Source organism: Oribacterium sp. P9 (assembly GCF_046365365.1).
Taxonomy (GTDB): domain Bacteria; phylum Bacillota; class Clostridia; order Lachnospirales; family Lachnospiraceae; genus Oribacterium.
Genome location: NZ_JBKEIS010000009.1, coordinates 1 through 13445 on the forward strand (window position 1 = coordinate 1; position 13445 = coordinate 13445).

A 13445-nucleotide genomic window follows, 5' to 3' on the forward strand; every position below is an offset into this window, starting at 1 on the left:
CCTTTGTGATATCATCCTTCTAGCAACCAATCTTAAGTTGACGTTGGGTTGACGACATTGGGGTCAGACCCCATAAAGTGGTGGGCCGGGCTCCTGCCGTAATGCAGCTGATCTTTGGAGTGGTGGAGTGAGCGTCTTATGTTTCACTGACGGTGAAGTAATCCGGATGCCGCTCGATCGTATCCATGAGATTGCCGCGGAAGCTGGTCAGGTGCTCGCTGATTTTCGTCTCGGCGCAGACATCATCCGGGAGGCCGAGCAGGAGATAGTCACAGAACTCGCGGTGCTGGCGGTTGACGCGGGTGAAATCGCATCTGCCCTCGAAGACATCGAGGTAGCGGAGGCGATCGTAGTGGGAGACGAGGCCGCGCATCGCGAGCCAGGTGTGAGAGCGGCCGCCGAAGTAGTACATCATACGATGAAACTCGTCGTCTAGCTGGATGATCTCGTCCACTGAGTCCTCGATGTGGCTGATCAGGGCATTCTGCTTCCGCATGCACTCCATCAGCTCCTGGATCTGACTGCGGTCGATCTTTCCGGCGACATCCCGGAGCAGTGCACTCTCGAGCAGAAGGCGGGTCGAGTGGCCCTCCTTGACGAGTGTCAGATCGATGCGGCTGACCCGGGTTCCGCGCTGCGGAAAAATGTCGACCAGCCACTCGCTCTGCAGGGTGGTCAATGCTTCGTGCACCGGTGTACGGCTCATCCTGAGCGCATACGCGAGCTCGATCTCGTTCAGCGACTCCCCCGGCTTGAGCCGGAGCGTCATGATATTCGAACGCAATACGCGGGAAGCGTAGGCGCGGTTGTTTTCGTTTTTATATGGAGATGGGATGATCAGGTTCATGTGCAGGACTCCTTCCATGAGATTCAATATAACTAATATATCAGTGCAACGGGTGCTTTTCAAGATGATGTATACAAAAATCGCATAAAATATTTGGTGATTAAAAAGATAAATATAGAAAAATCAGTCAAATATGCCTTGAAATGCATCTGTAAACTGTGCTATGCTAGCACCAATGAAAAACAACTGATATATTAATGCGAAAAGCTTGACGATTAAGAAAAGGAGAGTTAATTATGAGTATTCGTGTACCTGTAGAAACGGTGAAGGCAACGGTCAAGAAGGCATTTCTGAACCTCGGTTTAACAGAGGCGCAGGCAGAGCAGTGCGCAGAGATCCATACCGAGAGCAGCCTCGAGGGTATCGAGAGCCACGGCCTCAATCGTGTACCTCGTTTTGCGGAGTATGTTCAGAAGGGCTGGGTCGATATCAAGGCGAAGCCGGAGCTGGTTGGTGCGAAGGGTGCAGTCGAGAACTACGATGGTCACCTCGGCATCGGTACACTGAATGCTACCTTCTGCATGGATCGTGCCGTAGAGCTTGCAAAGGTACATGGTATCGGCTGCGTCGCACTGAAGAACACGACCCACTGGATGCGTGGTGGTTCCTATGCATGGCAGGCAGCACAGGCCGGCTTCATCGGTATCAGCTGGACCAACACCGAGAGCTGTATGCCGATGTGGGGCTCGAAGAAGCCGGGCGTCGGTAATAACCCGTTCTGTATCGCGATTCCGCGGAAGAGCGGCCCGATCGTCCTCGATATGGCGATGAGCCAGTATGCATACGGTAAGCTCGGCGTATATCGTCTCGCTGGTAAGCAGCTTCCATATCCGGGCGGCTTCGATAAGGATGGTAATCTGACCAGCGATCCGGGTGCGATCGAGGCCAGCGGACGTATCCTTCCGACCGGTTACTGGAAGGGTACCGGTATGGCGATCGCCCTCGACCTCGCAGCCGCTGCGATGGCGAACGGTAAGACAGGTGCGGATATGGACCGTGAGGGTCGTGGAAGCTGCACCGGCTGCTGCCAGATCTTCATCGCATATGATCCGTATCTCTTCGGTGATGAAGAGGAGATCCAGGCGAAGTTCGATGATCGTGTAGCCGCTGCAGATGCGACGGAGCCGGATCACGAGGGTGGTCACGTAACCTGCCCTGGTGAGCGTACCGCTGCGACCCGTGAGCGTAACCTCCGTGAGGGCGTCGTGGTCGATGAGCAGATCTGGCAGCAGTGTCTCGATCTCGCCGCCGGTAAGATGGAAACGAAGGACATCTCCGCAGCCTGCGTACTCGACAACATGCAGGAAGAAGAGAAGAAGTAATCACATCTGAATGTGAGAAGGAGTTTACTATGTTTTTTTCACCATTAAATCTTTCAACCAAGTATAACTACCTCGATGAGAAGTTTCAGGCAGCCTATAAGTGGCTGGCAGAGACCGACCTCGATCACACAGCGGTCGGAAGCTATCCGGTATGCGAGGGCGTGACTGCAAATGTACAGGAGTACACCAGCTTCCCTGCAAATGAGGGCTTCTTCGAGACCCACGATAAATTTTTTGACATCCAGTATGTGATCTCCGGCAAGGAGCAGTTCGGCTACTGCAAGCGCGATGGTCTCGTACTGAAGGAGGATCATCCGGAGAATGATCTCAAGTTCTATGAGGAGCCGGCACTCAGCGGTACCGTACTGCTGCTTCCGGGCGACATGATCGTCGTTGCACCGGAGGATGCACATAAGCCACGTACCTGCACTGCAGAAGGACCAGAGTTCGTCCGCAAGGTAGTGGTAAAGGTCGCTGTTTAATCTGAACATTAATCCATGAGAGGGCCGCGCTTCGCGCGGCCCTCTCATGGATTAGTGCAAAGAGACGATGCCATGATAATGCGCCTTCGGCGCAGGCATCGTCGCTTGATTTTTTCGCTTATTGCGAAAAAACAGCCTCGCCGCCTGGGGGCATCCACGAGCCTCTCCGCGCTTCGCGCGGCCCTCTCATGGATGATTAACACGCTAACTACACTTTTTCCTATCCTATAAAGCAAAAGCCCCCGCGCCGTATGGTGCGGAGGCTTCTGCTCGGTAACAACGAATGAGCGAAAATGGCGAAACGCAGTCGTGCAGGCGCTGCTTTTATGATAGGATAAAAAGAGATTTTGTGTTCGGGAGGTAGGGCTATGTACGACGGTGGCGGTAAGAAAAATCTGAATCTGCTGATACTTGAGGTCCTGAAGGATTATTCGGATGAGGAGCATGCACTTACGCAGCAGCGGGTGCTGCAGCTTCTGAAGGAGAACTACGGGGTGGTGTGTGACCGGCGTTCGGTCCGAAACAACATCGACTGTCTCATCGAGTACGGCTTCGATATCGATACGGAGAAGGGCTATCGGCTGATGTCCCGGACCTTCGATGATGCGGAGCTGCAGATGCTCATCAACTCGGTGGTTTTCTCGAAATTTCTGACGAAGGCACAGGCGAAGCAGCTGATCGACAAGCTGGTCGATGAGAGCAGCCGACACTTCAAGCCGCGCTTCACGCATCTCGCCAATATCACGACGCTCCAGCATACGGAGAACAAGCAGGCGATGATCAACCTCGACCTGATCGATGAGGCGATCGAACGAAAGCAGAAGCTTTCCTTCATTTACAACAGCTACGGGACGGATCGGCGGATGCATCCGCGGCGGAAGGAGCCGTACATCTATAATCCCTATCAGATCGTGATGTCGAACGGAAACTTCTATCTCGTCGGCAACTATGATAAGTATGACACGATCTCGCACTTCCGCATCGATAAGATGACGAACATGAAGATCCTCGACGAGGAGCGGAAGCCGGCGCGGGAGGTGAAGGGCATGGAGCATGGCCTCGACCTGCCGAAGCACATGGCGGAGCATGTCTATATGTTCTCCGGCGAGTCGGTGACGGTGCTGCTTCGGACGAGTCAGCGCAGTATGGATATGCTCTATGACTGGTTCGGAAAGGACTTCCAGATCGTCGAGCAGTACGAGGACGGGATGATGGATGTCCGCCTCCGCTGTAATCTGGAGGCGATGGAGTACTGGGCGCTCCAGTATGGCAAGTACGTGACGGTGCTCGAGCCGGCGGAGCTTCGCGAGAAGCTGCGAACAGACATCGCGGAGATGGCCGCGAGATATCAGGAGGAAACGAAATGAAAATAAATGAATTTACGAGAACTGGAACGACATCCGAGGAGATTTCCGAGCGGGAGCAGCGGCATCGCATCCTCGCGCGGGAGGCGGCCGAGGAGAGCATCGTCCTTCTGAAAAACGACGGGGTGCTGCCGCTTCCGACCGGGATTCCGGTGGCGTTGTTCGGTGCAGGTGCGGGGCTCACGATCAAGGGTGGAACCGGCTCCGGTGATGTGAATGTGCGGCACAGTGTGTCGATCTATGACGGCTTCACGCTCGCACGTGTGCGGGTGACGAGCAAGGACTGGATCGAGGATTATGAGGAGCGCTATGAGCTCGCGCGGCAGGCGTGGAAGAGGCAGATCCTCGACGAGTGCGGCGGCACCACCGACGGGCAGCTTTTCTTCGATACCTATACGAGCCACGCCTTCGAGATGCCGGAGGGGCGTCCGATCGAGGACACGGATGTGCAGGATGCGAAGACGGCGGTCTACGTGATTTCCCGCGTGGCCGGCGAGGGCAGCGACCGTTATCTCGCAAAGGGCGACTACTACCTCACGGATCACGAGCTCGAGGATATCCGCGTGCTCGCGACCCTGGTCGAGAAGATCGTCATCGTGATCAATGCCGGTGCGCCGATCGATCTTACGGTGCTCGAGGCGATGCCGGAGGTGAAGGCGATCCTTTTCATGGGGCAGGCCGGTGAGGAGGGTGGTAACGCCTGTGCGCGCATCCTGCTCGGATTCGTGAATCCGTCGGCGAAGCTGACCGCGACCTGGGCGAAGCGCTATATGGACTATCCGGGTGCGATGGAGTTCAGTGATGTCCGCGCGCAGCTCGACGAGGACAATGCTTACGGCGCTGCGGAGACGATCGACCGGGACGCGTTGCTTGCGCGTTCACGCTATGAAGAGGGCATCTATGTCGGCTATCGTTACTTCGATTCCTTCGGGGTGACGCCGCGCTATCACTTCGGTCATGGCCTGAGCTACACCTCGTTCGTCCTCACGGCGGAGGCACCGCGGGCCGCAGCGGATGGACTGTACATCCCGGTGACCGTCGAGAATACCGGAAATCCGTATGCCGGAAAGGAGGTCGTGCAGGTCTATGCGGCCTGCCCGCAGCCGGCAGTGATTTCCGGTGAGGATGGCGTGAAGGCAGCGGCATCTGGGGAACCGGCGGAGACATTGACCGAAGATGCTGGAGATGGCGGCGCAGGCGTGAAGGCGTCGGCACAGGCGAAGGTCGAGGCGAAGGAATATAAGCGCCTCGTGGCCTTCCGGAAGACGCGGCTCCTCGCACCGGGCGAGCAGGAGACGATGACCCTCCATGTGGACGGGCGCGCGCTCGCGAGCTTCCGTACGGACTACGATGCGGCGCATGGCGCGTGGGTGATCGAGGCCGGTCGCTATGCGATCTTCGTCGGCAGCAGCTCGGAGGAGAGCCGGCTGCAGCTCGCGGGCGTGGTCGAGGTCGCGGAGGAGAAGGTGCTGGAGATCGTGCCGCACATCTGTCCGGTGAAGGACGCGGACTTCCATGAGTGCGCGGCGCCGGTGGAGAGCCTCCGCCGGAAGACGCAGGCCTGGAGCGATACCTGGGCGACGATGAAGCAGGCGGCGCAGCAGGGGAAGCGGATCGCGGGACTCTGCGGGAAGCTGGGCTGGACGCAGGCGCTCGGAGAGACCGTGTGGGCGCCGGGCGAGGAGCCGGTGTTCCGAAATGCACAGGATGACCTCGACCGGATGGCGCATGCAATCGCCAGTGCGCTCGAGGTGAAGGACCTGATCCCGCTCCTGATGGGCGAGTTCGACATGCATGCGTCGGCGCTCGGCTCCGCGGGGCAGCGGGTGCCGGGAACGGCGGGCGAGACCAGCCGCTCCCTGGAGGAGCTCCTTCATGTGCCGGGGATCTCGATGGCGGATGGGCCGGCGGGCCTGCGCCTGAGCCGCTCGTATCTCGTGGAGCGGGCGACGGGCGAGAAGCTCAGCACCGGCATCGAGGCGAACTTCGAGAACGGCTTCTTCGCGTCGGAACCGGCTGAGCCGGAGAAGTATGAGCGCTGGTACCAGTTCACGACGGCATGGCCGGTGGGCACGAACCTCGCGCAGACCTGGAATGAGGAGCTGCTCGGGGCGGTGGGCCGCGCGACGGGCATCGAGATGGAGGAGTTCCATGTCGCCTGGTGGCTCGCACCGGGCATGAATATCCAGCGGAATCCGCTGAACGGACGAAACTTCGAGTACTATTCAGAGGACCCGCTGCTCAGTGGAAAGATGGCGGCGGCGATCACGAAGGGCGTGCAGACGCTTCCAGGTGTCGGCACGACGGTGAAGCACTTCGCCTGCAATAATCAGGAGAACAACCGCATGGGTGTCGATGCCGTCGTGTCCGAGCGGGCACTGCGTGAGATCTACCTGCGCGGCTTCGAGATCGCGATCAAGGAGAGCCAGCCGATGTGCATCATGACGAGCTACAACGAGATCAACGGGGTGCACAGTGCGAACAATGCCGACCTCTGCACGGAGATCGCGCGGCGGGAGTGGCACTTCCAGGGCGTGATTATGACCGACTGGGCGACAACATTGGACTTCGGTGGAGCAGATGCAGCCGGCTGCGTGGCGGCGGGCAACGACCTCATCATGCCAGGTGCGACCTCTGACCTCGAGAATATCGAGCAGGCGTATGCGGAGGGACGGCTCAGCGAGGCGGACATCCGAAGCTGTGCGGAGCGCGTACTGAACATCGTGCTCCGGACGAACGGATATGCGGACGCGACGAGTTACTACGCACGCTTCGCGTGATGTGTGGATTACGCTTTATGATCAGAACGGTCTTCGGTGATGGAGGCCGTTCTTTTTGTGGGGAGCGCTTCTTGTATTTGGAGGCTGGGACCGCTATAGTAGACGCAGTATATTTGTAAGGGAGAGTGTTATGGCAAAACTGATTTTCCGCTACGGTGCGATGGGCAGCAGTAAGACGGCGAATGCACTGATGGTGCGCTACAACTATCTGGAGAAGGGCTATGTGCCGTATCTTCTGAAGCCGGCGACGGACACGCGTGATGGGAAGAGTGAGATCAAGTCACGCATCGGGCTGCACGCGGAGTGCGAGCTGGTGTCGAGTTTTCTCGAGCGGCTCGAGACGATCGATTTCGTGAAGGAAACCGTCATCATCATCGACGAGGCGCAGTTCCTGCGTCCGGAGGAGGTCGAGGCCTTCGCGCATATCGTCGACGAGCGGGAGATTACGGTCATCTGCTATGGCCTGATGACGGATTTCCAGAGCCGGCTGTTCCCGGGCTCGCAGCGCCTCTGTGAGCTGGCGGACCGGCTCGAGGAGATCCCGACGCTCTGCTGGTGCGGCAAGAAGGCACACTTCAACACGCGTTTCAGCGACGGAAAGATCGTGCGCACTGGTGCACAGGTTATGCTGGGTGGCAATGAATCCTACGTGGCACTGTGCCGGAAGCACTACTTCGAAGGCCGGCTGCACGGCGATCGCCCACATGAGGACCTGACGCAGGACATCGCGGGGGTATGACCATGCAAAATCAGCAGAAGGTGAATAACAGCAGCAGAGATCGGAGGACAGCGCGGCGCATGCTCGCTGTAGTCATGGTTGTGTTCTTGCTATTGCTTTCCGGATGCGGTGCCCGTCCAGGGGCCGCGGATGTGGCTGTGACGAAATCAGCGCAGGTCGTGGGAAAAGCAGAAGTATCGGGGGAATCGTCATCTGCTGCTGATACTGACAAGTCGTCGTCCGGTGCGCAGCTTTCCGGCACCAGCGTGACCGCGGCCGGCCTGCTGTCGTTCTCCGAGCTTTCCGAGATCCCGGATGGCAGCTACTGGATCCGGGTGTCGATGACGGGGGGCTCCGGCCGCGCGTCGATCAGCTCGCCGACGGGCTTCTATGTAAAGGAAGGGCAGGCGACGGCAGACATCCACTGGTCGAGCGCAAGCTATGATTACATGAAGCTCGACGGCGTCCGCTACGACGCCTTCACCGACGCTGCCGGACACTCCGCGATGACGATCCCGGTGTCAGCGCTCAACACGGCCATCCCGGTGCTCGCCGATACGACCGCGATGTCGAAGCCGTACGAAATCGAGTACCAGCTGAGCTTCGACGGCAGCGCGCTGCTTCCGATGGCGGACGCGTCGATGGCCGAGGCGCATCCCCTGCCGAGCGACGAGGTGAATCGGACAATGCAGTCGGCCACCACGCAGGTGACAGATGCGGAAACTTCCGGCAGCGCCGGAGGAAGTGGAAACCGCACGACCGCCTTGGCAGAGACGAGCACGAAAACCGCTGGCGCCTCCGGTACGGTGGGGGAAAGCAGTGTCCACTGGTCAGCGGCACCGGAGATCGACGGACTCAGGTTCGTTTCGTCTGAGAAGAACGATGTGGCAGAGTACTTCCGTCTGAGCGTCTATGAGGATGCATCCGGCGCGAAGTACCAGCTGCTGGAAACCGCCGGGGGCCTGCACCGCTACCTGATCGCGCCGGAAGATCCGCAGGCAGCCGACAAGACATCGGAAATAGCTGAGCCGAAGGCCTCAGCGCAAGCGGATTCCGAGAAGAATTCAAGTGAAAAGAAGGCGGCGAAGTCCGGCTCAAAACAGGGCGTCGATCAAAAAAACGGTCACTTCACGGCGCGGGCGTCGGAGGAGAACAGCGCGAATAAGGAAAAGAAGGGCGATGCGCTGGAGCTGACAGTGCTGCAGCAGCCGCTCACGACGACGTATGTAGCGGCGAGTGCGGTTATGGCCCCGCTCTGTGATCTCGGCGCGGTCAGCCAGATCCGCTTTTCCGGTCTCCGGGAGGAGGGTTGGTACGTGGACGAGGCACGCACTGCGATGAAGGCAGGCTCGATGCTCTTCGCCGGCAGGTACTCGGAGCCGGACTATGAAACGCTGCTCCGGGAGGGCTGTGACCTCGCGCTGGAATCCACGATGATCTACCGCTCACCGGAGGTCATCGAAAAGCTGAGTGCCCTCGGCATCCCGGTCTACATCGACTACTCCAGCTACGAGCCGCACGTGCTCGGCCGCCTCGAGTGGATCCGTGTGTACGGCGCGCTGTTCGGCCACGAAGAGGAGGCGCAGCAGTGGTATCAGACGGAGCGCGACCGCATCCGTGCGATACAGAAGGATGCGGAGACGTCGTCTGGTGAAGCTTCTCAGAGTGGGAAGTCTGCAGAAAAATCAGAAACAAAAACTTCCAGGAACTCGAAAAACGAGGCGTCGTCTACCGAAACCAGCAGTGGGCGTGCCGGTACAGATACGACAGCGGATCAGCGTCCGACGGTCGTCTACTTCTATGTGAACTCCTTCGGGCAGATCCAGGTGCGGCAGCCGCATGACTACATCCCGGAGCTGCTCGAGCTTGCCGGTGCGCGTTACCTTGCGCCGGACATGTCGAGCCTCAGTGGCAGTCGGAAGAGCAACGTTACGGTTTCCCTTGAGGATTTCTACAGCAGCTGTAAGGATGCCGACTACCTCATCTACTCCGCAACCCTCGACCGCCCGCTCAGCTCCATCCGGGAGCTTCTCGGAAAGAATGCGCTCTTCGTGGACTTTAAGGCCGTAAAGGAGGGCCATGTCTACACGACCGACAAGGACTTCTACCAGCTGAGCGACCGTATGGCGGACTTCGCTGAAGATGTCAGCCGGATGTTGCAGGACCAGGATGACATGCATTTCCTGAAAAAGGTTGCGTAAACGAAAATCGAGTATACTGAAAGCCATCAAACGATGCTGTATACAGAAAGGGACGCGCGGATGAGTGAATTTCAGCGGGAAAACCGAAGACGCACGCGGCGGTATGTGATCGTATTCGCATGCCTTTTTTTCGTGCTTCTTCTTATTTTTTATGCCAATGTCTCCGTCGGTACGGTCGCACTGCGCGCGGATCTCGTGTCGCAGACCATCCTCTGGCGCATCCGCCTGCCGCGCGTCTGCCTCGCGATGATCCTCGGCGGTGCGCTCGCGCTGAGCGGCTTCCTGCTCCAGACCTTCTTCGAAAATCCGATCGCCGGGCCCTACATTCTCGGCATCTCGAGTGGTGCGAAGCTGACCGTCACGCTGTCGATGCTGCTCACCCTGACCAGGCTCCGCACCACCAGCGCAGCCATCAATGTCGTGGCCGCCTTCATTGGCGCCCTCCTGTCGACCGGCTTCATCCTCCTGATCTCGAAGCGCGTACAGCACATGGCGTCGATTCTGATCGGCGGCATCATGATCGGCTACGTCGCGAGTGCGATCACCGATTTCCTCATCACCTTCGCGGAGGACGCGGACATCGTGAACCTGCACGGCTGGTCGCTCGGCTCGTTTTCGGGCGCGGACTGGCAGGATGTGCGCGTGTCGCTCGCGGTCGTGGGCGTGACGATGGCGCTGATTTTTGCGATGTCGAAGCAGATCGGCGCGTTCCGGCTCGGGGAGGGCTACGCGCGCTCCCTCGGGGTCGATGTCCGGCGCTTCCGCACGATCCTCATCCTGCTCTCGAGTATCCTGTCGGCGACCGTCACCGCCTTCGCCGGCCCGATCAGCTTCGTTGGCGTGGCGGCCCCGTACATCATGCGACGCCTGCTCCGTACCTCGGAGCCACGCGTGCTGATACCGGCAGCATTCCTCGGCGGCGCGGCGTTCACGGCGGCCTGCGACCTCCTGGCGCGCACATGGCTCAGCCCGACCGAGCTCAATATCTCGACCGTCACCTCGCTGATCGGCGCGCCGGTCGTCATCTGGATGCTGCTGCAGGAGAGGGGGAGATGATGCGCGAACAGAATCGAAAAAAGGAACAGCGAGTGCAGGAAATGCGGACCATCGATGCGGCTGGGAAGGACGCTTCTGTGATGGAAGATGGTACGGGCGATGTGTTGCGCAGTTTGGCGACGGAAAGCACGGGGGCAGCGATGGCTGGAGCGCATCACATGGCTGTGCGCGATGTGATAGCGGGCTATCATGGGAAGGTCGTGCTGGACGGGCTCAGCTTCGAAGTGCCGCGGGGCGGGATCCTCGTGCTGATCGGGCCGAATGGCGCGGGGAAGTCGACCGTGCTGAGGACGCTGTCCCGGGCGCTTCTGCCGATGCAGGGGACCGTGACACTGGATGGCCGGGATCTGCAGCGCTACTCCGGGGAGGCGCTCGCGCGGGAGCTCGCGGTCATGCTGACGGATCGGGCGAAGCCGGAGCTCATGACCGTGCGGGATGTGGTATCGCTCGGTCGCTATCCATATACCGGGCGACTGGGGCGGCTCGATGCAGAGGACGAAGTGCAGGTGAAGGACGCGATGGAGGCCATGGATGTCATGGAGCTTCGGGAGCGGGATTTCCGGGAGCTGAGTGACGGACAGAAGCAGCGGGTGCTGCTCGCGCGGGCACTGGCACAGGACCCGAAGCTTCTCATCCTCGATGAGCCGACCGGCTACCTCGACATCCACTATAAGCTGCAGCTTCTTCGGGTGCTGCGGGCGAAGTCACAGGCCGGGATGACGATCGTGGCGTCGCTTCACGAGATCGAGCTCGCACGGCTGCTCGCGGATCAGCTGCTGACCGTGAAGGACGGCCATGCCGGGCACAGCGGCACACCGGAGGAGATCTTCCGCGAGGAGATCATCGCGCCGCTCTATGACATCAGTGCGGAGGAATTCCGGCTGCTGTACGGACGCGCGGAGGAGCGCACCCGGCTGTGAGCAGGCGTTGCCGAGGGAATGCCGAAAAGACAGGGTGCGTAAGTCGGGAAAAAGTGCGATCGATGGCCCGTGGTAAGTGAAGCAGAAACGGACAGGATGCGTGATATGAACGAATTTGTTTTCAAAAATCAGAAGAAGCTTCGCTGCGGGCTGACGACCGGCACCTGCGCAGCGGCGTGCGCGCAGGCTGCGATGCTGCGGCTCCTCACCGGACAGGTCCGGTCGGAGGTGACCGTGCGACTGCCGGAGAGCAGGAAGAGCGTGCAGGTGGACGTCGCTGCAGCGAAGCTTCATGCGGAGATCGCAGATAATCGAGCGAATCGTGGAACGCAGCAGAACAGCGATGGACGGTCACCGCTGCAGCGGGTGGGATCCGCGGAAAGTGACTCGAGATCGTTTGATCAGCGGGTGACGCTTGCGGTGTATCCGACGGCGGATGGCGGCTTCGCGACCAGAAAGGACGCCGGCGATGATCCGGATGTCACGAACGGCACGGAGATCCGGGCGTATATTCAGGTCTGTGATGTGGTGGTCGTGCCAGAAGGCGCGTTTGCGTCTGCGGACGGGCGGCTGTATCTCACCGGTGGCGTGGGGGTCGGCCGGGTGACGAAGCCGGGGCTCGAGCAGGCGGTCGGGCAGAGCGCGATCAATCGCGTGCCGCGCCAGATGATCTTTGACGCGGTGCAGCAGGTGCTGGACGCGTTCGAGGATGACGAGAAGCGTCGGACCGAGGGATGTACACCATCCCTCGAGATGGAAAACAAGCTGAAACATGTGGATGGAAAACCGGATGCTGAATACATCAGATCGAAGTGGCTGAATGAAGGAAATGAAAAATCAGAACGATCGGAGAAGCCTTGCTATCTGATCACGATTTCGGTGCCGGCGGGCGCGGAGCTCGCACAGCGGACCTTTAATCCGATGCTCGGCATCGAGGGTGGTATCTCAATCCTCGGGACGACCGGCATCGTAGAGCCGATGTCGGAGGCCGCGATCGTCGCGACGATCGAAACCTCGATCCGGCAGGTGCTCGCGATGGAGGATGCCGCTGTTTCGGAGACGCAGACGCTGCGGAAGGAAGAGGTGTCCGCAGACCAGAAAACGGAAACTTCCGAAGAACGGACGGCAGCAGATGAAGCTGTGGGACAGCTACAGTCGCCCGCAGCGCATGGCGAACAGAAGGAGTTGACAGGAAGCGGGCGGAAGGATGATGGAGACATTGGCCGAAGCGCGCGGCGGATCCTGGCTGTGCCGGGGAACTACGGACAGCGCTACGTCGAGCAGCAGCTGGGGCTCCGCGGGGTGCCGGTCGTCGAGGTCTCGAACTACATCGGCGAGGCAATCGACCTCGCGGTGTCCTATGGGGCGACGGATTTTCTGCTGGTCGGAAACGTCGGAAAGCTGGTGAAGCTCGCGGCGGGCATCATGAACACACACAGTCGCGTGGCGGACGGGCGCTGGGAGATTTTCGCGGCGCATCTCGCGCTGTGCGGCGGTACGCGGGCGCAGGTGGCGGCGATGCGGAAGGCGACGACGACCGAGGAGATGCTGACGCGGCTCGAAGAGATGGGGCTGCGGGTGCCGGTGATGGCCTCCATCATGGGGGAGATCGAAGCGCACATGGCGCATCGGATCCGCGGACAGATGAACTTCGGCGTGATCGTGTATTCGGAGCGCTTCGGGCGTGTCGGGGAAACCGCGGGCGCGGCGCGGCTGCTGGAAGGATTTTGCTGCATCAAAAGTTGATAAAATGAA

General features: G+C 59.7%; 10 protein-coding genes. 9 read left to right on the forward strand and 1 reads right to left on the reverse strand.

Annotation, left to right across the window (positions count from 1 at the left end; genetic code table 11):
- Positions 1–136: 136 nt before the first annotated feature.
- Positions 137–847, reverse strand: coding sequence for a GntR family transcriptional regulator (locus ACK8P7_RS06835; protein WP_410043472.1), 711 nt, complete (start codon positions 845–847; stop codon positions 137–139).
- 236 nt (positions 848–1083) lie between these two features.
- On the opposite strand from ACK8P7_RS06835, the gene yiaK reads away from it, so the two are divergent.
- From yiaK to ACK8P7_RS06880, 9 genes are all read left to right on the forward strand, one after another.
- Positions 1084–2169, forward strand: coding sequence for a 3-dehydro-L-gulonate 2-dehydrogenase (gene yiaK, locus ACK8P7_RS06840; protein ID WP_410043473.1), 1086 nt, complete (start codon positions 1084–1086; stop codon positions 2167–2169).
- A 29-nt stretch (positions 2170–2198) separates the two neighbouring features.
- On the forward strand, positions 2199–2651 hold the full coding sequence (locus ACK8P7_RS06845; protein ID WP_410043474.1) for a YhcH/YjgK/YiaL family protein: 453 nt from the start codon (positions 2199–2201) through the stop codon (positions 2649–2651).
- A 368-nt stretch (positions 2652–3019) separates the two neighbouring features.
- On the forward strand, positions 3020–4018 hold the full coding sequence (locus tag ACK8P7_RS06850) for a helix-turn-helix transcriptional regulator (RefSeq protein ID WP_410043475.1): 999 nt from the start codon (positions 3020–3022) through the stop codon (positions 4016–4018).
- Positions 4015–6795 (forward strand): glycoside hydrolase family 3 protein, encoded by a 2781-nt coding sequence (locus tag ACK8P7_RS06855; RefSeq protein ID WP_410043476.1) that lies wholly within the window; start codon positions 4015–4017, stop codon positions 6793–6795. The genes ACK8P7_RS06850 and ACK8P7_RS06855 overlap by 4 nt, the downstream gene beginning before the upstream one ends.
- A gap of 130 nt (positions 6796–6925) precedes the next feature.
- A complete protein-coding gene (locus ACK8P7_RS06860) occupies positions 6926–7534 on the forward strand; it encodes a thymidine kinase (protein WP_410043477.1) in 609 nt (202 codons plus the stop codon).
- Positions 7535–7671: 137 nt separating this feature from the next.
- On the forward strand, positions 7672–9714 hold the full coding sequence (locus ACK8P7_RS06865) for an ABC transporter substrate-binding protein (protein WP_410043478.1): 2043 nt from the start codon (positions 7672–7674) through the stop codon (positions 9712–9714).
- Between the two features lie 60 nt (positions 9715–9774).
- Positions 9775–10770: a FecCD family ABC transporter permease gene (locus ACK8P7_RS06870; RefSeq protein WP_410043479.1), complete on the forward strand. Its 996-nt coding sequence runs from the start codon at positions 9775–9777 to the stop codon at positions 10768–10770.
- The gene (locus ACK8P7_RS06875; RefSeq protein ID WP_410043480.1) at positions 10767–11690 is read left to right on the forward strand and encodes an ABC transporter ATP-binding protein; all 924 of its coding nucleotides are present in this window, start codon (positions 10767–10769) and stop codon (positions 11688–11690) included. Before ACK8P7_RS06870 ends, ACK8P7_RS06875 begins: the two co-directional genes overlap by 4 nt.
- A 105-nt stretch (positions 11691–11795) precedes the next feature.
- Positions 11796–13436, forward strand: a complete 1641-nt coding sequence (locus tag ACK8P7_RS06880) for a cobalt-precorrin-5B (C(1))-methyltransferase (protein ID WP_410043481.1) — start codon at positions 11796–11798, stop codon at positions 13434–13436.
- Positions 13437–13445: the final 9 nt, after the last annotated feature.